Origin of the sequence: Paenarthrobacter sp. YJN-5 (genome assembly GCF_015040095.1) — a bacterium.
GTDB lineage: Bacteria > Actinomycetota > Actinomycetes > Actinomycetales > Micrococcaceae > Arthrobacter > Arthrobacter ureafaciens.
In genome coordinates this window covers 3,726,957-3,749,496 of record NZ_CP053544.1, presented here as the reverse complement: position 1 = coordinate 3,749,496, position 22,540 = coordinate 3,726,957, and the positions used below count along the sequence as shown (strand labels likewise).

Annotated in this window: 23 protein-coding genes and 1 tRNA gene; 15 read left to right on the top strand and 9 right to left on the bottom strand. The window is 64.1% G+C overall.

Annotation, left to right across the window (positions count from 1 at the left end; translation table 11 throughout):
* Nucleotides 1-221 precede the first annotated feature (221 nt).
* Nucleotides 222-923: a hypothetical protein gene (locus HMI59_RS17360; RefSeq protein ID WP_193592003.1), complete on the bottom strand. Its 702-nt coding sequence runs from the start codon at nucleotides 921-923 to the stop codon at nucleotides 222-224.
* A gap of 211 nt (nucleotides 924-1,134) precedes the next feature.
* On the opposite strand from HMI59_RS17360, the gene HMI59_RS25765 reads away from it, so the two are divergent.
* Nucleotides 1,135-1,806 carry a hypothetical protein gene (locus tag HMI59_RS25765; protein ID WP_227471437.1) on the top strand — a complete coding sequence of 224 codons (672 nt, stop codon included), beginning with the start codon at nucleotides 1,135-1,137 and terminating at the stop codon, nucleotides 1,804-1,806.
* 94 nt (nucleotides 1,807-1,900) lie between these two features.
* Here HMI59_RS25765 and HMI59_RS17350 read toward each other — a convergent pair.
* The 4 genes from HMI59_RS17350 to tmk all read right to left on the bottom strand — a co-directional run bounded on the left by HMI59_RS17350 (nucleotide 1,901) and on the right by tmk (nucleotide 5,411).
* Nucleotides 1,901-1,973 (bottom strand) — tRNA-Thr (locus tag HMI59_RS17350).
* A gap of 86 nt (nucleotides 1,974-2,059) precedes the next feature.
* Nucleotides 2,060-3,604, bottom strand: a complete 1,545-nt coding sequence (locus HMI59_RS17345) for an alpha/beta hydrolase (protein WP_166186861.1) — start codon at nucleotides 3,602-3,604, stop codon at nucleotides 2,060-2,062.
* An 8-nt stretch (nucleotides 3,605-3,612) separates the two neighbouring features.
* Nucleotides 3,613-4,764, bottom strand: a complete 1,152-nt coding sequence (locus HMI59_RS17340) for a DNA polymerase III subunit delta' (protein WP_021474260.1) — start codon at nucleotides 4,762-4,764, stop codon at nucleotides 3,613-3,615.
* Nucleotides 4,761-5,411 carry a dTMP kinase gene (gene tmk, locus HMI59_RS17335; protein ID WP_193592002.1) on the bottom strand — a complete coding sequence of 217 codons (651 nt, stop codon included), beginning with the start codon at nucleotides 5,409-5,411 and terminating at the stop codon, nucleotides 4,761-4,763. The genes HMI59_RS17340 and tmk overlap by 4 nt, the downstream gene beginning before the upstream one ends.
* An 82-nt stretch (nucleotides 5,412-5,493) precedes the next feature.
* On the opposite strand from tmk, the gene HMI59_RS17330 reads away from it, so the two are divergent.
* Nucleotides 5,494-6,678 (top strand): PLP-dependent aspartate aminotransferase family protein, encoded by a 1,185-nt coding sequence (locus HMI59_RS17330; protein WP_193592001.1) that lies wholly within the window; start codon nucleotides 5,494-5,496, stop codon nucleotides 6,676-6,678.
* Nucleotides 6,679-6,688: 10 nt separating this feature from the next.
* Nucleotides 6,689-7,030: a DUF2516 family protein gene (locus HMI59_RS17325; protein WP_166186864.1), complete on the top strand. Its 342-nt coding sequence runs from the start codon at nucleotides 6,689-6,691 to the stop codon at nucleotides 7,028-7,030.
* Here HMI59_RS17325 and HMI59_RS17320 read toward each other — a convergent pair.
* Entirely contained in the window at nucleotides 7,015-7,860 is an 846-nt protein-coding gene (locus tag HMI59_RS17320) for a class I SAM-dependent methyltransferase (protein WP_193592000.1), read from the bottom strand. The genes HMI59_RS17325 and HMI59_RS17320 overlap by 16 nt on opposite strands.
* Nucleotides 7,861-8,619: 759 nt before the next feature.
* Between HMI59_RS17320 and HMI59_RS17315 the strand changes: the two genes are divergently transcribed.
* Nucleotides 8,620-9,366, top strand: a complete 747-nt coding sequence (locus HMI59_RS17315; RefSeq protein ID WP_166187497.1) for a phosphoglyceromutase — start codon at nucleotides 8,620-8,622, stop codon at nucleotides 9,364-9,366.
* Between the two features lie 101 nt (nucleotides 9,367-9,467).
* On the opposite strand, the gene phoU is transcribed toward HMI59_RS17315, so the two are convergent.
* A complete protein-coding gene (gene phoU, locus HMI59_RS17310; protein WP_193591999.1) occupies nucleotides 9,468-10,121 on the bottom strand; it encodes a phosphate signaling complex protein PhoU in 654 nt (217 codons plus the stop codon).
* A gap of 198 nt (nucleotides 10,122-10,319) precedes the next feature.
* On the opposite strand from phoU, the gene HMI59_RS17305 reads away from it, so the two are divergent.
* Together HMI59_RS17305 and HMI59_RS17300 are read left to right on the top strand one after the other, a co-directional pair.
* Nucleotides 10,320-11,597 carry a cell wall metabolism sensor histidine kinase WalK gene (locus HMI59_RS17305; protein WP_193593809.1) on the top strand — a complete coding sequence of 426 codons (1,278 nt, stop codon included), beginning with the start codon at nucleotides 10,320-10,322 and terminating at the stop codon, nucleotides 11,595-11,597.
* Nucleotides 11,594-12,274, top strand: coding sequence for a response regulator transcription factor (locus tag HMI59_RS17300; protein WP_021474268.1), 681 nt, complete (start codon nucleotides 11,594-11,596; stop codon nucleotides 12,272-12,274). Before HMI59_RS17305 ends, HMI59_RS17300 begins: the two co-directional genes overlap by 4 nt.
* 99 nt (nucleotides 12,275-12,373) lie before the next feature.
* Here the strand turns inward: HMI59_RS17300 and HMI59_RS17295 are convergent, their stop codons facing one another.
* A complete protein-coding gene (locus tag HMI59_RS17295; RefSeq protein WP_193593808.1) occupies nucleotides 12,374-12,931 on the bottom strand; it encodes a hypothetical protein in 558 nt (185 codons plus the stop codon).
* 337 nt (nucleotides 12,932-13,268) lie between these two features.
* Between HMI59_RS17295 and HMI59_RS17290 the strand changes: the two genes are divergently transcribed.
* The 6 genes from HMI59_RS17290 (at nucleotide 13,269) to rlmB (ending at nucleotide 18,095) form a co-directional block, all read left to right on the top strand.
* Entirely contained in the window at nucleotides 13,269-13,751 is a 483-nt protein-coding gene (locus tag HMI59_RS17290) for a CarD family transcriptional regulator (RefSeq protein ID WP_009357288.1), read from the top strand.
* Nucleotides 13,752-13,817: 66 nt separating this feature from the next.
* Nucleotides 13,818-14,600, top strand: a complete 783-nt coding sequence (ispD, locus tag HMI59_RS17285) for a 2-C-methyl-D-erythritol 4-phosphate cytidylyltransferase (protein WP_193591998.1) — start codon at nucleotides 13,818-13,820, stop codon at nucleotides 14,598-14,600.
* Nucleotides 14,600-15,166, top strand: a complete 567-nt coding sequence (ispF, locus tag HMI59_RS17280; protein WP_227471436.1) for a 2-C-methyl-D-erythritol 2,4-cyclodiphosphate synthase — start codon at nucleotides 14,600-14,602, stop codon at nucleotides 15,164-15,166. The genes ispD and ispF overlap by 1 nt, the downstream gene beginning before the upstream one ends.
* Complete coding sequence (locus HMI59_RS17275) at nucleotides 15,159-15,518, top strand: hypothetical protein (RefSeq protein ID WP_193591997.1); 360 nt, start codon at nucleotides 15,159-15,161, stop codon at nucleotides 15,516-15,518. The genes ispF and HMI59_RS17275 overlap by 8 nt, the downstream gene beginning before the upstream one ends.
* Nucleotides 15,519-15,553: 35 nt before the next feature.
* Entirely contained in the window at nucleotides 15,554-17,023 is a 1,470-nt protein-coding gene (cysS, locus tag HMI59_RS17270; RefSeq protein ID WP_069695433.1) for a cysteine--tRNA ligase, read from the top strand.
* A 79-nt stretch (nucleotides 17,024-17,102) separates the two neighbouring features.
* Nucleotides 17,103-18,095, top strand: a complete 993-nt coding sequence (gene rlmB / locus HMI59_RS17265; protein ID WP_021474274.1) for a 23S rRNA (guanosine(2251)-2'-O)-methyltransferase RlmB — start codon at nucleotides 17,103-17,105, stop codon at nucleotides 18,093-18,095.
* Nucleotides 18,096-18,347: 252 nt separating this feature from the next.
* On the opposite strand, the gene HMI59_RS17260 is transcribed toward rlmB, so the two are convergent.
* On the bottom strand, nucleotides 18,348-19,157 hold the full coding sequence (locus HMI59_RS17260) for a carbon-nitrogen hydrolase family protein (RefSeq protein WP_193591996.1): 810 nt from the start codon (nucleotides 19,155-19,157) through the stop codon (nucleotides 18,348-18,350).
* 119 nt (nucleotides 19,158-19,276) lie between these two features.
* On the opposite strand from HMI59_RS17260, the gene glgX reads away from it, so the two are divergent.
* The 3 genes from glgX to HMI59_RS17245 are packed head-to-tail and all read left to right on the top strand — an operon-like array spanning nucleotide 19,277 to nucleotide 22,235.
* Nucleotides 19,277-21,391, top strand: a complete 2,115-nt coding sequence (glgX, locus tag HMI59_RS17255) for a glycogen debranching protein GlgX (protein WP_193591995.1) — start codon at nucleotides 19,277-19,279, stop codon at nucleotides 21,389-21,391.
* Nucleotides 21,392-21,410: 19 nt separating this feature from the next.
* Nucleotides 21,411-21,869, top strand: coding sequence for a ribonuclease domain-containing protein (locus HMI59_RS17250; protein WP_193591994.1), 459 nt, complete (start codon nucleotides 21,411-21,413; stop codon nucleotides 21,867-21,869).
* A gap of 6 nt (nucleotides 21,870-21,875) precedes the next feature.
* On the top strand, nucleotides 21,876-22,235 hold the full coding sequence (locus HMI59_RS17245) for a barstar family protein (RefSeq protein ID WP_062095291.1): 360 nt from the start codon (nucleotides 21,876-21,878) through the stop codon (nucleotides 22,233-22,235).
* Nucleotides 22,236-22,540 lie beyond the last annotated feature (305 nt).

The window sequence follows — 22,540 nt, the reverse complement described above, 5'->3', positions numbered from 1 at the left end:
TCTCCCTGGGAGACCGGCAATCCGGTCAGCGGGCAGAGGGGCCTGGGCATATGTGAAGGAGGGTCATCCATAATGTCGTCATTCTACGGGTTTGTTGAGGACCGTGGCGTTCTTGTGCGCCGCAGGCTGAAACCGGAACCCTGAGAAGGCGCAGATCGTTGATGATCCCGGAAGGGCGCTGTAAAGCAAAGAACCCTCGGAAATCCGCAGTTCCGGGTTCTTCAGCCTGCCCGCGGGCCGGGGTCGTGCGCCTTCCGCCGTCCGTCCCGGTGGGACAGAAAGGCGAACACCACCAGGGCGGCGCCGGCCACGATCATGACCACAGGGAAGGCGAAATCCGCAGGGATCAGCAGGACCGTGGCTTGGAGGATGAAGATCAGTCCCATCACCGCCAGTGCCCCGGCCGGAATCAACGGCCATTTCATCCTCTTCCGTTGGTCGCTGGTTTCATCGACGCGCACCGGAACCAGCGAAAGCACACCAAAGGTGGCGGCTAAACCGAGAAAGAGGACGGCGGCGGTGGGGGTACCCTGCAGTTCCTGCGGGAGGGCCACGATGGCCGCCAGCGTGAACATGACGCCGGAAGGGATCAGGGCCCACCAGTTGCCCGGTTCGCGGAGGAACACGGCGGCAAAGCCGGCACCCATGAAGACGAACAGGAAGGCTGCACCCCAAGCGCCGCCCGTGAGCTGGGTGGTGGTGATAACCGCAGCAAGGCCCAGGAACACCGATCCGGGGATGGCCGCCCACCAGTTCTCCCGGCGGCGGATGAACAGGGACAGGAACAGGACCCCAACGGCCGCGAAAATCAGCGGTGCCGCAAAGGATGCGCTGTCCATGATGCCCACCCTGTCCAGCAGCAGCAGGACGCCCAACGCAAGGATGACGACGCCTGCGATGATGCTTGCGTTTGCCGATTTCACCGTGTGCCTCCCGGGTCCGGCAGCCGGCCCTTCACCGCGCTGCTTAACTCAGGCTAGGACCGGCCCCGCATCGGAAACAGGGCACAAAGCCCCCGGCCTGCTACGCGGGCGGCCCAACAGCCCGGACTTTGGTCCCTGTTGTGGAATAACCCTCAGGCGTAGCTTGAAAGTGGCGCCTGCAACGGCGACGTCAGGTTTCAAAGGGGGCATCATGGCCAAGCCCAGGTTCTCGGCACTCTGCATTCTCGGGCTCAGCAGCCTGATGGTCCTGACGGCCTGCTTCGGGCCGCCGGGTCCGTCGCCCACCACGAGCAGCGCCAGCCCAAGCGGGACGACTGGCCCCACCTCAACAGCGGGCACGACGGCGTCGGCCACAACCTCAGCCCCAGCCGCCTCCACGCCTGTCGCGCCGCCGTCGTCCGCCCCCGCAAGCACGCCAGCCACGCAGGAACCAGTGCCGTCCGGTCTACCTGAACAGACCGGACCGCTCACCGTTTACTACGTGGCCGTCGGCGACAACGGCGTCTCCGGGCCGCGCATCGGGTGCGGTGACAGCTTGGTGGCCACCACGACGGCGCCGGTCACTTTCACGGACCAGGTGGGCCCGAGCATCAACGCCCTGCTTGCCAACAAGAGCCGCGACGTCGGCCTCTCCGGGCTGATCAACGTGCTGTACCAGTCCAACCTCAGCTACCTTGGCGGCGAGCTGAACGGCAGCACCATCACCATCTGGCTCTCCGGGCAGTTCATGCTGGGTGGCGTATGCGATGTCCCGCGCGCGAAGGCCCAGCTGGAATACACCGCCATGGCCGCGTCCGGAGCGACGAGCGCGCAGGTGTTCGTCAACAACCGGCCGATCGACGAGGTGCTGAGTCTCAAGTAGGGCGTGCGAGGCTTCCGGAGCAGCCCGCGGGTCACAACGGTCAATAAAAAACCCCGGATAGCCCTTGAAACAGGGCTATCCGGGGGTTCAACCGAGCTTCCTATCAGAATCGAACTGATGACCTTTTCATTACGAGTGAAACGCTCTACCGACTGAGCTAAGGAAGCACCGCGTCCATCTGCCGTTTCCGGCCGATCACGCAAGACATAACTGTAATCGAGTCACGCGGCCCGGGTCAAAACGGGCAGGAGCCCTAGCATTTCAAGCCGTCCTGCGGCAGCTTGCCGTCTACGAAGTAGTCGTCGACGGCGGTGCTGACGCAGGAGTTGGAGCGGCCGTAGGCTGTGTGCCCCTCACCCTCCCAGGTCACCAGGGCGGCGTTTTCCAGTTGCTTGCGAAGGGACTCCGACCATTCCAGAGGCGTGGCCGGATCGCCGGTGGTGCCGATCACCACGATGGGTGCGGAACCCGTGTAATCGACGGGTGCCGGCTGGCGTTTGGGCTGGTACGGCCATTCCTTGCACGTCAGGCCGCCGTAGGCGAAGAAGCTGCCGAACGTGGGGGAGTCTTGCTTGAGCTTGGCTTCTTCTGCGCGCATCCCGGCGGTGTCCGTGACCATGGGGTAGTCAAGGCAGTTGATGGCAGTGAAGGCGAAGGCCGAGTTGGAGGTGTATTTTCCGCTGGGGTCCCGGTCCGCGCCGAGGTCCGCGATGCGGAGTATCTGGGAGACATCTCCGGAGAAAGCGGTCTCCAACGCCTGGGTCAAAGCCGGCCAGCTTTGGTTGTCGTACAACGGCAGAATCAGGCCGTTCACGAATTCGGTTCCCGTGACGAGCCGTCCGTCCCGGGCAGTCTGCGGATTCGCGTCCACCGCATTGATGAGGTCCCGGATCTCTTGGACGCCGTTGTCTACTCCGCCGCTCAGCGGGCAGTTGTTTTGGCCCAGGCAGTTGGCTACGTAGGTCCGGATGGCTTTCTCGAACGCCCTCGCCTGACCAGCGGTGAGTTCTTCGTTGCTGATGGAGGGGTCAACCGCGCCGTCGAGGACCAGCCGCCCGACGTTCTCCGGGAACAGGTCTGCGTACGTGGAACCCAGGAACGTTCCGTAGGAGTAACCGAGATAGTTGAGCTTGGCGTCGTTGACCACGGCCCGGAGGACGTCAAGGTCCTTGGCAGCGCTCACGGTATCAATGTGTTCAAGGACCGGCCCGGTCTTTTCGGCGCACTGCTTGGCCACCGTTTTGTTGAAGGCCAGCGCAGCGGCCAGTCCCTCATCCGTGTCCTTCCGGAAGTCCTTCTCACGCGCAGCGTCCCGTTCGGCATCCGAGGACATGCAGGTCACAGGTGCGGACCTCTTAACGCCGCGGGGATCGAAACCCACGATGTCGTAGTTGGAGCGCAGCTTCTGGGTGAAGTGCGACTTTCCGCTGTCCTTGACGAAGTCGACTCCGGAGCCGCCCGGCCCGCCCGGGTTGATCAGGACCGTGCCTTTCTTGCTGCCGTTGCTTGCGAGCTTGATGGCTGAGAGGGTGATCTCCTCCGAATCCGGTTTTCCGTAATCCAGGGGGACCTGCACCTTGCCGCATTCGAACCCGTCTTCGCAGGAACTCCACTCCACCCCCTGGGAGTAGAACTTCTCCAGTCCTTCCGGCGCGGACGCAGCGATTGAGGGGTCCACCGTACTGGTGGAAGGTTTGGCGGTGGGGGCGGGAAGGAACGGCAGGGAGCATGCGCTGAGCACCAGCATGGACACCATGGCGAGGCAGAACGCGGCGAACCGGCGGGGTGCGGACTTCATGGATTCTCCTATTGCTGGATCAGGCTTGTAGCCATTGACTCCACTGCCAACAGCGGTGCCACGTTGGTAGTGGTGATGCGGACGCGTGCCTTATTGATGGCGTCCATCCGGGCGAGCGTGGTTTCGGGGGCGGACTGGCGCGCGTACTCTTCCAGCTCGCTTTGTAGCTCAACGTTAACCAGGTCCACCGCGTTCCCAAGCTGGATGATGAGGACATCACGGTAGAAGGACAGCAGGTCCGTCAGGGTCCGGTCCAGCGAATCCGTGACGGAGCGCTTGGCGCGGCGCTTCTGGTCGTCTTCCAGCTGCTTGACCTGGCTGCGCATCGACGGCGGAAGGGTGCCGGATTCGGGCGCCCCGAGGCTTGCCAACAATGCCACTTTTTCCGCAGCGTCGCGTTCGTCGTTGGAACTGTTGGCCTCTTCCGTGGCGATCTTCACCAGCTTTTCGGCCATCATCACCGCTGCCGTTACTCCGCGCAGGCCAAGCGGAATGCGGACTGTTTCCAAGCGGCGTTCCCGGGCGTCGGCGTCGCGGGCCAGTCTCCGGGCGATGCCGATGTGGCTCTGTGCCGCGCGTGCGGCCCGCTCGGCAAGGCCACGTTCGACGCCGTCGCGCCTCACCAATAGATCGGCGACGTCGGAGGCAGGAGGCAAGCGCAAGGTTACCGGACGGCATCGCGAACGGATGGTTACCAGCACGTCCGCAGGGGAGGGTGCGCACAGCATCCATATGGTCCGGGGAGTGGGCTCCTCGATGGCTTTGAGCAGCACGTTGGTGGTCCGTTCGGCCATGCGGTCGGCGTCCTCCACCACGATGATGCGCCAACGGCCGGTGGAAGGCCGGTCGCCGGCTTTGGCTACCAATTCCCGGGCCTCGTCAATGGTGATGGTGACTTTCTCGGTCCGCACGAACGTAACGTCCGAGTGTGTTTCGCCAAGGATGGTGTGGCACGCCGGGCATTCGCCGCAACCCCGCAAAGTGACGTCGTCCTGCTGGCAGTTGAGGGCCGCAGCAAAGGCCTTGGCGGCATTGGAACGGCCGGATCCGGGCGGACCCGTGAACAGCCACGCATGGGTCAGGCCGCTCTCTGACTGGGCGGCCTGTTTCAACTGTGCGACTACCGGGGCTTGTCCCTGCAGGTCATCCCATACGCTCATTGGCTGACCCGATCACCCAACAGGGCTTCCACCCGTTCGAGGATCCGTGCAGCCAACGTCTCGATGTCCAAGGCCGCGGGCAGCACCAGGTAGCTGTCCGGCGCGGCGGCGGCCAACTGGAGGAAGGCATCCCGGATTGCTGTGTGGAAAGTGTCGGGTTCGGATTCCAGCCGGTCCTCGGCGGCGTCGCCCGCCGTCCGCCGTTCGCGACCGTCGGAGGGCTCGACGTCGAGCAGTACCGTGAGGTGCGGGTGGAGCCCTTCGGTTGCCCATTCGTTGAGCGACCTGACGTCCTCGGCGCCCAGCCCGCGGCCAGCGCCCTGGTAGGCGACGGAGGAGTCAATGTAGCGGTCGGTAATGACCACGTGGCCCAACGCCAGGGCCGGACGGATCACCTGGCTGGCGTGTGCAGCACGGGCAGCGGCGAACATCAACGCCTCCGTACGGGCATCTATGGTGCCGTGGCCGTGGTCCAGCACCAGGGAGCGCAGCTTCTCGCCAATGGGAGTTCCGCCGGGTTCGCGTGTCCGCAGCACCTCAAGGCCCTTGGATTCGAGGGCGTCGAAGAGCCGGGCGGCCTGCGTGGACTTGCCCGCTCCGTCCCCGCCTTCGAACGCGATGAAAAGACCTGGGCTCTGGATACTCACCCGACTAGCCTACCGAGCTTCCCTGACATAAAGCTGCGTAACGCCTTTCATCCACAGGGTTCTGCAGCCGTACCCTGAATCCATGAGCCTTTCCGATCACCATGCTGCTGATTTGTCCCCGGAAACCCTTGTGGTTGCTGCCGGGCGGCCTGAACGCAAGCACGATGAACCGGTCAATCCACCCATCGTCCTGTCCTCCACATACTTCGGAACTGGTTCGCTGGGAGACGGCGACCGCGGCTACGGACGTTACGCCAACCCCACCTGGGACCCGTTCGAGGAAGCCCTCGCCAAGCTCGAAGGCGCGGAGCTCCCCGGCCTGCTGTACGCTTCCGGCCTCGCTGCAGTCAGCTCCGCACTCTCCTTGGTGCCGGCCGGCGGCGTCGTGGTCATGCCCTCGCACAGTTACGCAGGTTCGCTTGTCATGGCCACGGAGCTGGCAGAAAAAGGCGTCCTTGAACTGCGGACCGTGGACATCGCGGATACCGAGGCCGTCAAAGCGTTGATCGCTCCTGCAGACGGCAAGCCCGCCGACCTTCTGTGGCTCGAGAGCCCCACCAACCCCATGCTCGGCATCGCCGACATCCGGGCCCTGACCGAGGCTGCCCACGCCGTGGGCGCGATCGTGGTTACGGACAATACTTTCTCGACACCGTTGGTGCAGAAGCCCCTCAGCCTGGGGTCCGACGTCGTACTCCACTCGGTGACCAAATACCTGGCCGGGCACTCCGACGTCGTCCTCGGTGCCTTGGTGACGTCCAATCCGGAACTGCGCGCCGCCCTTCTGCACCACCGCATCATCCACGGCGGAATCGCCGGTCCGTTCGAGGCGTGGCTTGCCCTGCGGGGCCTGCGGACACTGGCGCTTCGCATTGAACGGTCGCAGGCCTCGGCGGCGATCCTGGCCGAGCGGCTAAGCCTCCACCCCCGTGTTGAGGCAATCCGGTTCCCGGGCCTCCCGTCGGACCCCGGCCACCAACGCGCCAAGGACCAGATGCTGGGCTTCGGCTCCATCCTGTGTATCCAGATCGCAGGGGACGCCGCCCGCAGCGGGGCGGACGCGGCCGATGAACTGGTCCGGGCCCTTGAACTGTGGCTCCCTGCTACTTCCTTGGGCGGAGTTGAATCCCTCATTGAACGTCGACGCCGGCACACGGCAGAGCCACTCAGCGTTCCGGAGAACCTGGTGCGCCTGAGCGTCGGCATCGAGAACGTCGAGGATCTCTGGGCCGACCTCGAGCAAGCGCTGAAGTCGCTGGGCAGCTAGGCTAAAAGGCGTGGACGGAAAATACTTGATTGGCATTGTCACCAGCGGGGTCTACTTCATCTTGGGATTGGTGGCCTTGGCTCTTGAGGTCTGGGCATTCGTGGACTGCTTGCGCCACCGCCCCACCCTCTTTGTCGCTGCCTCCAAGCGCACCAAGACGTTCTGGGCCGCCCTCACCGGCATCGCTTTCGCTATCGGTGCGCTGAGCTTGCTCGGTGGTGGAGGGGGACTGGGCCTCTTCGGCATCGCCGCCGTGACCGCGGCTTGCGTGTACCTCGCCGACGTCCGTCCTGCTGTCCGCGAAGCCGGCAGCGGAGGCAACCGCAACGTCGGACCTTACGGACCCTGGTAAGGATCCTCCCGGCGGGGCGCCACGGCGTCCCACGCCACTGTTAATTCACCCAGCCGCCACCGCGACGGTCCATCCAGCAGCGGCCATCCGGCGTCGCGCAGTGTGCGGCACATCTGCGTCCAGCGTTGCCGATTCCCGAACGACGCCAGCGGTGCGGCCTCCAGCCACGCCCGGTCCATGGCCTGCAGGAACGTGTGGATCGGCTCGCCTGGAACGTTCCTGTGGATGAGGGCCTTTGGCAGCCGCTCAGCCACGTCCGATGGCTGCTCCAAGCTGCCGAAACGCACGGAGAAGCTGAGGCTCAGGGGTCGGTGCGGGTCCAAAGCCACCCACGTGACCCGACGGCCGATTTCGTCACACGTTCCATCAATGAACAACCCACCCGGCGCCAGCCGAGACTGAACCAGATGCCAGATCTCCGGAACGTCGGCTTCCTCGTACTGCCGGAGCACATTGAAGGCCCGGACAATGACCGGCTTGCCGGGGACAGGGAGCTCGAACCCTCCCACATGGAAGCTCAGGCCCCGCCGTTCCAACGGCTTCGCGGTGCGCACGCGCTCTGGTTCGATCTCGATTCCGCAGACGCGGACGTCCGGCCGGACTGCTTGCAGCCGTTCAAAAAGTTCGACGGCGGTGGTCGGCGAGGCGCCGTAGCCCAGGTCGATGACAAGGGGCTCGACGGCGGTGCGGAGCCGCCACGCCTGCGGGCCGGCCAACCACCTGTCCAACCGACGCATCCTGTTGGGATTCGTGGTGCCCCGGGTCACGTTGCCCACCGGCTTCCCGCCCCGGCTCCGGGGAGAGGCTACCCGTTCAGCTTTTTGCACCACGGCTCCACTGTATCGGTGCGGCCCTGGCGGTGCGCGAGGCGGGGTGTGTGGGGGGCCGCGGCGTCGTGGTTACGGGTGGTCCGGGGTGGGGGCTGCGGCTGCGGGCTGCGGGCTTGGGGCTTGGGGGTTGTCTTGGGCGCACCCTTCGCCGCCTTCCGCTCCCGTGGTTATGGGGGCGCCGGGCGGGAACGGGAGCGATGGCGCCGAAGTAGGGGCGCGCCGGGCGGAAACGGGTGCGGCGCCCACGAAGAACCCGTGCGCTGTGCGGGAACGGGAGCGGTTGGGTGGGGGACATGTGGTTCGGGGTGGCCTTGTCTTGGGCGCACCCTTTGCCGCCTTCCGCTCCCGTGGTTATGGGGGCGCTGTGCGTGAACGGGAGCGATGGCGCCGATGTAGGGGTGCGCTGGGCGGAAACGGGTGCGGCGCCACGAAGAACCCGTGCGCTGTTCGGGAACGAGAGCGGTTGTGTGGGGGACATGTGGTTCGGCGTGGGGTTGTCTTGGGCGCACCCTTTGCCGCCTGCCGCTCCCGTGGTTATGGGGGCGCTGTGCGTGTACGGGAGCGATGGCGCAAAACTACGGGCGCGCCGGGCGGAAACGGGTGCGGCCGCCCACGAACAACCCGTGTTTCCCGAGCGCCCAACGGACCACACCGCCCCAGAGCCCAGCCCCAGAGCCCAGAGCCCAGCCCCAGAGCCCAGCCCCGGTGCACGGCGTAATGCCCGGCGGGAGGGAACACGCCTCGGCTAGGATGAAAACCATGACTTACAAGCTGATTCTGCTGCGCCATGGCCACAGCGAATGGAACGCCAAGAACCTGTTCACCGGATGGGTGGACGTTGACCTGAACGACCAAGGCCGCAAGGAAGCAGCGCGCGGCGGGGAACTCCTGGTCGAGAACAACGTTCTCCCGGACGTCCTTTACACCTCGCTGCTGAAGCGTGCCATCAACACGGCGAACATCGCCCTGGACAAGGCCGACCGCGGCTGGATCCCGGTCAAGCGTGACTGGCGCCTGAATGAGCGTCACTACGGTGCCCTCCAGGGTAAGGACAAAGCCCAGACCCTCGCCGAGTTCGGCGAAGAGCAGTTCATGGAATGGCGCCGCAGCTACGACACTCCGCCGCCGCCCCTGGACGACAACAGCGAGTTCTCGCAGGCCAACGATGTCCGCTACAAGGACCTCGGCGATGCCCTTCCCCGCACGGAGTGCCTCAAGGATGTCCTCGTCCGCCTGCTTCCCTACTGGGAGTCGGACATCAAGGAAGACCTCAAGGCCGGCAAGACCGTCTTGGTCACGGCACACGGCAACTCCCTGCGTGCTCTCGTTAAGCACCTGGACGGCATCAGCGATGACGCCATTGCCTCGCTGAACATCCCGACCGGCATCCCGCTGGTCTACGAACTGGACGAGGACTTCAAGCCCGTCACCCCGGGCGGCACCTACCTGGACCCAGATGCCGCTGCCGAGGCCATCCTTGCAGTGGCCAACCAAGGCAAGAAGTAGGGCTTCGACGCCTCGGCGAAGAACGCCTCAGCAGTAGACATACGACGGCGGTCCGGTCACCTTGGGTGACCGGACCGCCGTCGTGATTTAACTGCCCTGTACTAGAAGCCCTCGGGCTGCCATTCTCCGGTGACCAGATAGGTGACCTTGCGGGCAACCGAGACCCCATGGTCGGCGAAGCGCTCGAAGTAGCGGCTCGCAAGGGCAACATCCACTGTGGTGGCAGCGGATTCCTTCCACTCGGGAGCAGCGATCGCCTTGAAGACGCTCAGGTGGAGGTCGTCCACCGCGATGTTGATCTTGAGGATGTCGCGGGCAACTTCGAGGTCGCGGGTCTCCAGGAGCTCGATGACCTTGGCGACGATCTCAACGTCGTACCGGGCCATGGCCTGGAAAGTCTCAGTGAGCGAAGAGGGGATGACGTTGGCCGGGTAGCGGAGCCGGGCCAGCTGGGCGACGTGCCGTGCGAGGTCGCCCATTCGTTCCAGCGAGGCACTCATGCGAAGCGAGCCAACAATCATGCGCAGGTCGCTTGCCACCGGACCCTGGAGGGCAAGGATGTCGATGGCACGCTCGTCCAGGCTGTTCTGCAGGAAATCGATGCGCGCATCGGCCGCGATGACGTCTTGGGCAAGGTCAACGTCGGCACATTCAAACGCAGTGGTGGCCTTGGTGATAGCTTCGTGAACGAGTTTGGAGATCTCGATGAGGTCGTCGCCAACCTGGGTGAGCTCCGACTGAAAAACCTTGCGCACTAAGGCGTCCTTTCCTTCGAGACCCGGCACAGGCGGCGGCCGGGATCGCAAAAACCACGGGTAGTCCAACAAGCAACATTGACAGTAGCCCGTGAACGGTTCCGCACCTTTAGGTGAACGTTAGTTGAACCGTTCGGGTTTGCCTCCGGAACCATGCATCGCCACGTTTGCACAGCATAAGCTGGTCGAGTGGATCCGTTGCTCGTAGGCGTCATTGCCGGCCTGGTTGGCCTGTCCTTGGGCGTGTTCGGCATGCTCGCTTTCGGCATCAGTGAGCGGCAACGGAAGATCGAGGACTTAGGCATCTCCGAGCCCGTGCTTCCCGAAGGGGCAGCAGAAGTACTGTCCGTGGTGGGCCGTGCTTTCGTGGTGGTGGATGCGATCGACGGCGTCGTCCGGGCCAGCCCCGGCGCCTATGCCTATGGCTTGGTCCGCGGGCACACGGTGGTCCACAAGCAGCTTCTGGAAATGACCGCCAAGGTCCGCCGCGACGGCGTGATCCTGGAAGAACAGTACGAGCTGCCGCGGGGTCCGATGGGCAAAGGCGCGATTGTTGTGCAGGTCCGGGCAGCGATGCTCGGGCAGGAATACATACTGCTGCTCGCCGACGATCGCACAGAGATCACCCGCACGGAGGAAATCCGCAACGACTTCGTGGCCAACGTTTCCCACGAACTCAAGACCCCGGTAGGGGCCATCTCCCTTTTGGCTGAAGCCCTCGAAGCGTCCGCGGATGATGGGGAGGCCGTTCGCCGTTTCGCCAAGCGCATGCACAAGGAATCGGGCCGCCTCGCAGCCCTGGTGCAGGACATCATCGAATTGTCACGCCTGCAAGGCGCCAACGTCGCCCAGCAGGGCAACGCCGTGGACGTCAACGCCGTGATCCTGGAGGCCGTGGACCGCTCCCAGCTGCCGGCAGAGAGCAAGAACATACGGATAGTGGTGGGAGGCCATGCGGACACCGAAGTCTTCGGCGACCGGGACTTGCTGGTGACCGCACTGCGCAACCTCATCGACAACGCCATCCGCTACTCGCCCGAAAACAGCCAGGTGGGAGTGGGCGTCCGGACCCGTGAAGGCGTCGTCGCGGTGTCGGTGACGGACCAGGGCGAAGGGCTGACTCCCGAAGACCAGGAGCGCGTGTTCGAGCGCTTCTACCGCGTTGACGCCGCCCGCTCCCGCCACACCGGCGGCACGGGCTTGGGGCTGAGCATCGTCAAGCACATTGTCTCCAACCACGGCGGCGAAGTGACGGTATGGTCCCAGCCCGACCACGGCTCCACGTTCACCATCCGCTTGCCGGAGCTAGAAAGCCAGGACGACGGCGGACTGCCGCCTTCCGCTGCCAGCCCGGTTCCGCTTCCCGGACAGCAGCAGGGGAGCGCCGCCGTCGAACCCCAACGAGCGGGCCACGCTCGCAATGAAAGCCAACAAGAGGGCGCCAGCGGCGCCCAAGAGCAAGGAGCCAGCGCTTGAGCCGGATTTTGATCGTGGAGGACGAAGAGTCCTTCAGCGACCCACTGTCCTACCTATTGGGCAAGGAGGGTTTCGACGTTGAAGTAGTGGACAACGGCAGTGATGCCTTGGTGGAGTTCGATCGCAACGGGGCAGACCTCGTCCTGCTTGACCTGCAGTTGCCGGGGACACCAGGAACTGAAGTGTGCAGGCAATTGCGGCAACGCTCCAGCGTGCCGGTGATCATGCTGACCGCCAAGGACTCGGAGATCGACAAAGTAGTGGGCCTGGAACTCGGTGCCGACGACTACGTCACCAAGCCGTACTCTTCGCGTGAATTGGTGGCACGCGTCCGGGCCGTCCTTCGCCGCCAAGGCGAGCCCGAGGAGCTGATCTCTTCCACCGTGCAGGCCGGGCCTGTCCGCATGGACATAGAACGGCACGTGGTGAGCGTTAATGGGCAGCAAGTCTCCCTGCCCCTCAAGGAATTCGAACTGCTGGAGATGCTCCTGCGCAACTCCGGGCGCGTGTTGACCCGCGGACAGTTGATCGACCGGGTGTGGGGTTCGGACTATGTGGGGGATACCAAGACCCTGGATGTCCACGTCAAGAGGCTTCGGAGCAAGATTGAGCCGGATCCCTCGGCCCCCCGCTATTTGGTCACCGTCCGCGGACTGGGGTACAAGTTCGAGCCGTAGGCCCAAAGGCGGATTGGCCGTGGCCACGAAGAAACAAACAAGGGAGGGGTTCCGCCGTAGCGGAACCCCTCCCTTGCAGTTGCTTGTAAGAGCGCGGTCCTAGTGGCCGGCTCCAGCCGACTCGGTGGAGGTAGCGGAGGGCGAGGCCGAACCGGACTCCGTGGAGGTGGGTGATGCCGAACCGCTGGGGGTGGGCAGGTATTCCTTGTACTCAGGAAGCGTGCCGTCCACAACAGGCACGTTGATCGTGGCGGAATCGGAACCGCTGCGGATGGTCACCGGGGTCAGGCCGCCGGGGTTGATGCCAGCGCTGCTGAGGATCGCGGAGTCGGAACCGGTGTTCAGGTACGTCTCGGAGTTTGCCTTGACCGGGATTTCGGTCTGGGAGCCGTTTGCGCCGCTGATGGTCAGGGTAGCGTCCGAGGTGCCCTGGTTGAAGACAGCGCCGATGACGCGTCCGGGCTCCTTCTCGCCGGAAGCCACGATAAGGATGTTGCGCAACTGCAGCTGGCCGAGGTCAGCCTTGACCCCGTCGGAAGCCGAGTACTGGTGCTGAGTCTGCTGGGCGTTGACGAAACCGCAGCCGGTGACGGACAGAAGACCGACGCCGATTGCAGCGGCCGCAATTGCCAGCTTGCCGCGCTGGACAGTGTTCATCGCAGAAATGCGCACGACACCTACTCCTCAAGAGTCATTGGAAAGTTTTCAGCCATAGCCTATCGGCAAATAGGCCGAAACGAGGATTCGGGAAGCCTTTGTGGCGCCCGCGACGGCGGATACAACCGCGTGCGACCGCGTGCCCGCTGGCGCGCACGCGGGAGAGCCCGGGCATTCACTTCGATTGACTAATGCATCTTTCACAGTTTTCGTCAAGGGGTTCTTTAGGGCCCTTTCGGGCCTTTTTCCCTTTATTTGCGCGGGAGGAGGGGCCGTCCGATGCCAGTCGTATGCCTTAATCGTGATAGACTAGTCTGCGGGAAAGGGGAAAGTCCACATGGTTTTTGAGGTCGGCGAGACAGTAGTTTACCCTCACCACGGTGCAGCAAAAATTGAGGAAATCAAGATGCGCACCATCAAGGGCGAAGAGAAGATGTATCTCAAGCTCAAGGTGGCTCAGGGTGATCTGACCATTGAAGTTCCAGCAGAGAATGTTGACCTTGTTGGGGTCCGGGACGTAGTGGGCAAGGATGGTTTGGAGCACGTATTTGACGTCCTCCGCGCCGAGTTCACTGAAGAGCCCACCAACTGGTCACGTCGTTACAAGGCAAACCTGGAGAAGCTTGCTTCGGGTGATGTCATCAAGGTGGCAGAGGTCGTCCGCGATCTTTGGCGTCGTGATCACGATCGCGGCCTTTCCGCAGGTGAGAAGCGCATGCTGGCCAAGGCGCGGCAGATTCTGATTTCAGAACTGGCGCTGGCTGAGAAGACAGACGAAGAGAAGGCAGCAAGCGTTCTCGACGAGGTCTTGGCTTCCTAAGAATTGATGCCCGGTGGTGCGAAAGCGCCGCCGGGTTTCTTTTTTGTCTTCCAGTAACCTTGGCGCATGAGTAATCCTTCAATGCGCTCGGTTACGGCCGTCATCGTAGTTGCAGCCGGTTCAGGGGAGCGCCTGGGCTACGGCATGCCTAAAGCCCTGGTTCCTTTGGGCGGTGAGTCCATCCTCATGCATGCCCTCCGCGGGGTGGTGGCGGCAGACGTTGCACGCCAGATCTGCGTTGCCGTGCCCAAGGGGGATACGGATATGCGTGAGCTGATCGCTGATTTCACCGTGGAACTGGTGGACGGCGGACCCGAAGTGACGGTCGTCGACGGAGGGTCTACCCGCGCGGACTCCGTGCGCGCCGCCCTTGCCGCCTTGGAGGAAGGCACTGAATTCGTGCTGGTGCACGACGCCGCCCGGGCCCTTGCGCCCGAGCGTGTCTTCCAGCGCGTTGCCGAGGCCCTTGCTGCGGGGGCGAAGTCGGTCATTCCGGCGATGCCGGTGGTTGACACCATTAAGACGGTGGCGGCTACAAGCGGGGCAGAGACGGAGATCGCGCCGGAAGTGGTCACGGGGACCGCCAACCGGGAGCAGTTGCGCGCAGTCCAGACGCCTCAAGGTTTTGAGCTGGCAACGCTGCGCCGTGCCCATGGGGCCGCAGCAGATTTCGATGACCAACAGTCTGCGTCGGTTACTGACGACGCCATGTTGGTGGAACTCCTCGGAGTTCCGGTGCATGCGGTCCGGGGTGCCAGCCAGTCCTTGAAAATCACCACACCGCTGGACCTCATCATCGCCGAAGGCTTGTTGGAAGGCCCCTTGGGGATGCGCTGGGTGGAGGGCTGATGAACCAAGCCGCACCGATCCTGCCTCGCACCGGAATCGGCATTGACGTGCACGCCTTCGCACCCGCCGACGACCCCCAGCCGCTGTGGTTGGGAGGATTGTTCTGGGAGGGCGAACAGGGGCTCTCAGGCCATTCCGACGGCGATTGCGTCGCCCATGCGGCCGCGGATGCGCTCTTCTCCGCCTGCGGAATCGGCGACCTCGGCACGCACTTCGGCACGGACCGCCCCGAGTTTGCAGGCGCTTCCGGAGTGAAGCTCCTGAGCGAAGCCGCGCGCATTGTCCGTGCCGCAGGATTCGGGATCGGAAACGTGGCCGTGCAGTTCGTCGCCAACCGTCCCAAGTTCGGCCCTCGGCGGGAAGAATCACAGCGGGTCCTCAGCGAAGCCGCCGGTGCACCCGTCAGCGTCACGGCGACCACCAGTGATGGCCTCGGATTCACGGGGCGCGGTGAAGGGATCTCGGCAGTCGCCACGGCCGTGGTTTACCAGCTACCGGAGCCTGGACAGCCGGCTACCGCGGACGCCGGGCAGCCGGCCACCGCGAACGGCGGGCAGGATGCGTAAGCCGCGTTCCGGCGTCGTACGTTTTCCGGCCGCCGCAGCAATAGCAGCCCTCGGGACGGCACTGATGCTGGCCGGCTGCGACGGAACTCCAAAGATGGACGTGAAAGCCAGTTGCGAGTTCCTGAACAACGATTCCTTCAAGCCGGACGGCAACCAGCAACAGCAGTCCAAACAGCTGGCCGGGCACTATCACCAACTCTCGGAAAAACTCGCCCCGGAGATCGCGGACCCCATCAAGGAGATGGCGGCCATCATGGACAAGGCCGCGTCCTCGTCGCTCGGAGCGGCTACCCAGGAGCAACAGCAGCAGCTCACGGTCCAGTTCAACAAGATCGGCGAGTTCTGCAAGTAAGCCGGGCACGGTCCGGCATCGGCTAATCTGGAGCGGTGACCCTGCGCTTCTATGACACTGCCTCCGCCGAAGTCCGTGACTTCGTTCCCCTCGAACCCGGCAAGGCGAGTGTCTACTACTGTGGGGCCACCGTGCAGGGCATGCCGCACGTGGGCCACGTCCGTTCGGCGATCGCGTTCGACCAACTGACCCGATGGCTGGAATTCCGCGGCCTGCGGGTCACCGTGGTGCGCAACGTCACGGATATTGATGACAAGATCCTGGCAAAGTCCGAGCGGTCCTTCGGGCCCGATTGGGACGCCGAGCCCACAGCCAAGCAGGACGAGGAATGGTGGGCACTGGCCTACCGCTACGAGCTGGAATTCGAGCAGGCCTATGAGACCCTCGGCGTCCAGCGGCCCACGTACGAACCCCGCGCCACCGGCCACATCCCGGAGATGCACGCGCTGATTCAGCGGCTCATCGACCGCGGCCACGCCTACCCTGCCCTCGATGACTCCGGAGACGTCTACTTCGATGTCCGTTCCTGGAGCAAGTACGGTTCGCTCACGCGTCAGAACGTAGATGACATGCAGGGAGCCGCGGACGCAGACCCTCGCGGCAAACGAGATCCCCGCGACTTTGCGCTGTGGAAGGGCTTCAAGGAAGGCGAACCGGAAACCGCCAGCTGGGCTTCGCCCTGGGGTGCCGGCCGTCCTGGGTGGCACCTCGAATGCTCCGCCATGGTCACCAAGTACCTCGGCAAGCGCTTCGATATCCACGGCGGGGGACTCGACCTCCGTTTCCCGCACCATGAGAACGAGATGGCACAGTCCCAGGCCGCCGGGGATGACTTCGCCAACTTCTGGATGCACAACGGCTTGGTGACCTACGAGGGCGAAAAAATGTCCAAGTCCATAGGCAACACCATCAGCCCGGCCGAGATGCTGGACGTGGCCTCGCCCAGGGTGGTCCGGTACTACCTCGGGCAGGCCCACTACCGCTCTGTCCTGGACTACCGGCCGACGTCGCTCCAGGAGGCGGCTGCCGCCGTCGAACGCATTGACGGTTTCATCGCGAAAGCGTCTGCCAAGGTTCAGCACGACATGGGCGGACCGAGCGCTTATGCCGTAGCGCCGCAGGCCAACATGCCGGCCGCCTTTGCCGCCGCGATGGACGATGACCTGAACGTCCCGCAGGCACTGGGCGTCCTTCACGAGACGGTTCGTGCGGGCAACACGGCGCTGGCCGCCGGAGATCTTGAGGCTGCCAAGCAGGCCCTCTACAGCGTCAATGCCATGACCTCGGTCCTGGGACTGGACGCCGTGAAACGCCCCGAAGCCGTGCAGGGCCGTGAACACGCCGCCCTCGAGGTGCTGGTCGAGGCGCAGCTTGAAGCCCGGGCAGCCGCGCGTGCGGCGAAGGACTGGGCCGCGTCGGACGCGATTCGCGACACGCTCGCCGCAGCCGGCATCGTGGTTGAGGACGGGCCCGACGGCGCAACGTGGAGCCTGAAGCGCGGCTGACAAGACGGCTCGTCCGCCGAATTGCATTGGGTCAGTAGACTTGATTCCAGACTCATTACAACATCAAGGATGGAATCCCATGGCCAACAACGGTAACCGGTCGGTCAAGAAGAAGAAGGGCCCCACCGTCGGAACCGGTGGCCACGGCCGCAAGGCACTCGAAGGCAAAGGCCCCACCCCCAAGGCGGAGGACCGCGTCTACCACAAGGCCTACAAGAACAAGCAGTTGGCCGAGCGTTCGGCAGCCAAGCGCGGTGCAGGTCCCCGCGGCGCAGGCGCACGCCGGAGCACTGGTCCCAAGGGCCGCGCCACTGAAGAGCTGGTGACTGGCCGCAACTCAGTGGTGGAGGCCCTGCGCGCCGGCATCCCGGCCAAGGCGCTGCACGTGGCCATCCGGATCGAGATGGACGACCGCGTCAAGGAATCCCTCAAGATTGCTGCTGAACGGAATATCCCGCTGCTGGAGGCCGGGAAGTCCGAGCTCGACCGGATGACCGAGGACGCCGTGCACCAGGGCCTCGTCCTGCAGATTCCGCCGTACGAGTACGAGGACGCTTACGATCTCGCCGAAGAAACGGTAGCCAAGTGGAAGAAGGGGCACATCTCCAATGCTCCGCTCTTCGTTGCCCTGGACGGCATCACTGACCCCCGCAACCTTGGCGCCATCATTCGTTCGGTTTCTGCCTTCAGCGGTCACGGCGTCATCGTGCCCGAACGTCGCTCCGTAGGTGTGACCGCTTCCGCGTGGAAGACCAGCGCGGGAGCTGCCGTGCGTGTCCCCGTGGCACGGGCATCCAACCTGAACAACGCCCTCAAGCAGTTCAAGGAGATGGGCATCTACGTTCTGGGCCTGGACGGTGGCGGCGACGTCTCCCTCCCGGACCTCACGGTCGCTACCGAACCGGTGTGCATCGTGGTGGGTTCCGAAGGCAAGGGCCTCAGCCGGCTCGTGCGCGAGAACTGCGACCAGATCGTCTCCATCCCGATCGACTCCGCCATGGAGTCCCTGAACGCTTCCATGGCCGTCGGCATCTCCCTCTATGAGGTCTCCCGGCAGCGCTCGGCAAACTAGCCCCGTTCCTCTCTCACATCCCGACGCGTTTTGAGGGTTCCTCTCTCACATCCCGACGCGTTTCGGCTAACGCTCTCTCACCTCAAGCCGGTGGGGGAGCGTTTGCCGTTCTGCGTGGATCAGCTCACGACGGCGCCTCCCGGACACCCGCAGTACGTCCGCCGCGGGTGGGATGTGGCAGAGTAACCGGCGGAAGCGGGTGGGATGTGCCAGAGCGACCGGTGGGAGCGGGTGGGATGTGCCAGAGGAACGCTAGAAGTCGCGGCGGTTGGCCAGCACCGGGAGCTTTTGGCGGGCTTCCTGTACTACGGTCCCGTCGAGGTCGGCAAAAATCAGTCCCGGCTCGCCTTCGAGTGATTCAAGCACTTGGCCGAACGGGGAAACGACGGCGGAGTACCCCACTCCCGTGGGTGCCGTGCCTTTGGTTTCCACTCCTTGGGTAGCGGGATCACCCTGGCCGCAGGCAAGGACGAACGTGGTGGTATCCACGGCCCGGGCGCGGGCAAGGAGCTGCCACTGCTCAGCTTTGCCGGGGCCGGATCCCCAGGATGCTGAGACGATATTGACCACCGCGCCACGCCGGGCGTTCTCGGTGAACAGGGCGGGGAAACGGATGTCGTAGCACGTGGCCAGACCAAAGGTGAGGCCATCGGCGTCGAACGTCACGGGGTCTGTGCCGGGCTCGACGGTATCGGACTCCGCAAAGCCGAATGCGTCGAACAAGTGGATCTTGTCGTAGCTGGCCTCTACGCCCGGGCCGGTGGCCAAAAGGGTATTCCGTACGCGGGCTTTTCCGGACTCCGAGGGGGTGCCGGGCGTGAACATCCCCGCAACGATCACCAGCTCCAGCTCCTTGGCGAGTTCGCGGACCCGGGCTGCCCAGGGGCCGTCGAGGGGCTCGGCAATGTCCAGCAGCGAGTTGCCGAACGCACGCATCATGGCTTCCGGAAAGACCACAAGGCCGGCGCCGCCTTCCTTGGCTCGTCGGGCATACTCCTCCAGGATCCGCAGGTTCCCGTCCAGATCCCGGCCTGTGATGACTTGGGCAAGTGCCACGCGCACGATGTGTACCTCCAGTTCCGTACCTCCCAGTATGGCAGCGCTGCAAGGAAGTGCCGCGTATGTCGTCACATGGAAGGAGGAAGCGGCACATAGTTGGCGTGGAACTAAACTTGCAATCAATGGTCATGCCTATTTTGGAAACAGCAGCCGCCGTGGACGCCTCCCGTCCCGCGCCGCTCGGACTGAGCTCACCGCAGTCCGGGGAGACTAATGCTGCCTCCGCACCCATCGGTCACGTCAACGTGGCAGTGTTCGCCCCGGATCTGGAGCGTGTGGAGATGGCGTACCAGGCGCCAGGCGAGGGATGGCGCGTCCACACTCTGCCGAACAAGGCCGACGGCATCCACTTCGGCATCGTGGACGGGGTTCCGCCCGGCACCCGGTACGGTTTCCGCGCCGCTCCTGAAGGCGGTGGACTTCCGGTGTCCGTGCCCTCGGTGGATTTTGACGACGACGGCGGACAGCCCCTGTTGCTGGACCCTTACGGCCGCGCCGTGGACCAGCGGGGCGAATTCCTGACGAGCGTGCATATGGCCCGGGACTTTGACTGGGGAGATGACGCCGCGCCGCGGACTCCGCTGCGGAACACGGTCATCTACGAGGCCCATGTCCGCGGCCAGACGATGTTGCACCCGGACATCCCCGCGCACCTGCGTGGAACATATGCAGGCATGGCCCATCCCGTGATGATCCAGCACCTGACGGAACTGGGTGTGACGGCTGTCCAGCTGCTTCCTATCCACTTCCACCTGGATGAGTCGCACCTTCAGGACCTTGGCCTGACCAACTACTGGGGCTACAACACCATAGCTTTCTTCGCGCCGCAGTCCTCCTACGCCACCGAAGCTGCGCGGAACGCCGGGCCTCATGCGGTCCAGGATGAACTCAAAGGCATGGTCAAGCTGCTCCACGCTGCCGGGATCGAGGTGCTCCTGGATGTGGTCTACAACCACACAGCCGAGGCCGGACCGGACGGGCCTCCCATCAGCTTCCGCGGACTGGCGGAGAAACGGTACTACCGCCACGATGCCCACGGCCGCTACTTGGACACCACCGGCTGTGGCAACACACTGGACTTCAGCGATCCCGTTGTGGTGGACCTGGCTTTGGACTCGTTGCGCTACTGGGTCAACGACTTCCACGTGGACGGCTTCCGTTTCGACCTCGCTGTGACGCTTTGCCGCGATTCCGGAAACCAATACGACCCGAACCACCCGTTCCTGCGCGCGATCGCGGAAGATCCCGTGCTCTCCTCGGTCAAGCTGATTGCCGAGCCGTGGGACGTCGGTTACGGCGGCTGGCAGACGGGACGGTTCCCCCGCGGCTGGGCTGACTGGAATGACCATTTCCGCGACGGCGTCCGCAACTTCTGGCTTTCCGACCGCGCCGCCATCGAGGCCGGTGGCCACGGCGGGTCGGTAGCGAAGCTCGCGCAGATCATGGCCGGTTCCCAGGAGCTGTTTGCCGCTTCAGGCAGGACGCGGCTGGCATCGGTAAACTTCGTCACGGCCCACGACGGTTTCACCCTTGCGGACCTCGTCAGCTACGACCGTAAGCACAACGAAGACAACGGCGAGCAAAACAGGGACGGCCACGGCGATAACCGCAGCTACAACCACGGCTTCGAAGGCCGCAGTGAGAACGAGGCGATCGTTGCTGCCCGCGCCCTGTCGGTCCGCAACCTCATGGCTACCCTTTTGCTGTCCATTGGCGTTCCGATGATCACAGCCGGTGATGAACTCGGGCGGACGCAGCATGGGAACAACAACGCCTATTGCCAGGACAACCCCACTGCCTGGTTGGACTGGAGCCGCACCCACGAGGCCCACTCACTGTTCCGGACCACCCGCGAGTTGGTCCGCCTTCGGAGATGGTTCCTGAGCCAGCAGCCTGAGAGCTTCCCTGCGATGGCCGACGACTCCAGCCTTCAGTGGTTTGATGACAACGGCAAACGCATGACCCCGGCCCGCTGGAACGATCCCGGCGTCCGGTGTGTCCAACTTCTGATGGGTGACGAGGACAGCCAAGTGCGCGGCTTGATCGTGATCAACGGCAGCAACCATGACGTTCGGATGGTCCTGCCGGAGATTTTGAGCGAGACGGGCGTCGGGAAACGTATGTTCGAGCTCCGTTTCACCACTTCGGTGCTCCACGAACGCCGTAAGGGTGCGCTGGTAGCGTCCGGTGAACGGGATATCCTGCATGCCAACACCATCAACGTCTACCGCACCTGAAACCTGAGGAGTTCCCGGCATGAAACGCAGCAGGCTGGCGGCGTTCGCAGGTTTGGTGATCGCCGTCGTCCTGCTGGTTGTCGCCATGGTCAGCGGCCAGCAGGTGCCAACGGCACCTGTGGAGTCACCCGGCACCGCGGTAAGTACGACGTCGGCGCCTCCTGCTGCTGGCCGGGCACCGGAAAATCCTTCCGGATTGCCGGCCGTCAACGCCTCCCAGTTGCCCAAGGAAGCACGGCAGACCCTTGCCCTCATCGCGAAGGGCGGCCCTTACCCTTACGACCGTGACGGCGTGAACTTCGGTAACTTCGAAGGACTCCTGCCCAAGAAGGGAAGCGGCTTCTATAAGGAGTACACGGTGCCGACGCCGGGGGAGTCAGACCGGGGCGCGCGGCGGATCATCGTGGGCAAGGACGCCGCCAAGTACTACACCGCGGACCACTACGAATCGTTCAAGTTCATCGTCGAGGACAAGTAGGAGCCCATGAAGATCTACTCAGCTGACACCTGGACGCTCGAAGAACTGCAGGAGCAGGTTTCTGACGCAGGCCGCCGCACTATCCTGGTGCCCCCGGCGGACACCAAGAAGGCCGTCCTCGAGGTCTTCGGCCAGGTCCTGGATTTCCCTGAGTACTACGGCGTGAACCTGGATGCCCTCAATGACTCCCTGCATGACTTCGCCGATTCCTTGTCGGAGGATGGCGATGCTCCGGTCACCATGATCTGGCAGGTCCCCGCGGCTTACCGGACGGACCGCTCATTCGGGGTGGTCTGCGAAATCCTCCAAGACGCAGAGCGCTACGCCGGCCGCGACCTGGCAGTGATCGCCGTCTTCCAGCACTAGATTTACCCAGTTATCGCGTAGTGACGCCCGTGACATCGGGGTCATGGTGAAACACCTATTCATTCAGTGGCTAGGTCCTTACTCCTCGTCTGGACGGATTGCGGCGTGCAACGGGCGTTTGGTCATCGGCTTTGAATATGTCGCCCGGATGTGCGCTCCGGCAACGAGAGCACAAGCAACCAACGACGGCAGGCTGTGGCGGACGAGGATCTACTCCTTCGCGTACTCTCTGATACGTCTCAGCCGAATCGGCCCACGTGCATGCTGGCCGCGGACGATCCGGCGACCTCGTGCTCGGTGCTGAT